This window comes from Vibrio sp. Y176 (assembly GCF_033438945.1).
Window position 1 is genome coordinate 1 of sequence record NZ_JAWOQS010000418.1, and the last position, 755, is coordinate 755.

At 46.5% G+C, this 755-nt stretch carries 1 protein-coding gene and 1 pseudogene; one reads left to right on the forward strand and one right to left on the reverse strand.

The genetic code is table 11. From position 1 onward, the window contains the following. A pseudogene (locus R7O13_RS26425) lies at positions 1-151 on the forward strand (lipoprotein-releasing system transmembrane subunit LolE); the annotation flags it as partial. Between the two features lie 205 nt (positions 152-356). On the opposite strand, the gene R7O13_RS26430 reads toward R7O13_RS26425, so the two are convergent. Next, the coding region (locus tag R7O13_RS26430) for a DUF2062 domain-containing protein (RefSeq protein ID WP_318305149.1) at positions 357-755 on the reverse strand (399 nt) is incomplete at its 5' end.

Consider the following 755-nt stretch of genomic DNA (forward strand, 5'->3'; position numbering starts at 1 on the left):
CTACTTTGTGGACTTTCTTCCATCGCAGTTGCATTGGCCTGACGTTGCATTGGTGTCGACCACCGCTATCGTATTAAGCCTATTGGCCACTTGGTACCCAGCTTCTCGCGCAGCGAAACTGAACCCTGCCGCGGTTTTGAGTGCTAAGTAACTAAGGAAAGCAAGCTAGCCTCGTAGACATCGTTGTTGGCTACGATTTCTTTTTACTAAGTACACTAGATACAAAAAAGGACCTTTCATGGTCCTTTTTTGTCCTCATTAGCATCTTTTCATTCTTTGCTTACATTTCGTTTCAGCTTTATTGTCGTTTGAACCTCAAGCCATGTCGCAACGAATGATTTTAGCGTCTTATCCGCTTATCTTACTTTTCGTTTTTGCCAACTGCGAACGACAGAGTAGCGCCACAATCCGCGAATACCGAAATAACCAATGATCGCAGAACCCACACCGCAAATTGCGCACCCCAATAGGAATGGAGGCCCAATCGTGCTCATCTGTTGCATGATAAAGTCCCAAGATAGCTCAAAATGGAATGGCTGAGGTGGAACATGCATGACCCATGCACCGAGCTTGTAAGCAAAGTAAAACAAGACTGGCATGGTAATAGGGTTGCTGACCCAAACGAGAGCGACTGACAGAGGTAAATTTACGCCCATTAAAATGGCTAAACCTGCAGACATGATCATCTGGCTCGGAAGCGGGACAAACGCCATAAATAGGCCAACGGCAAAAGCACCTGACGCAGAGCGACGGTT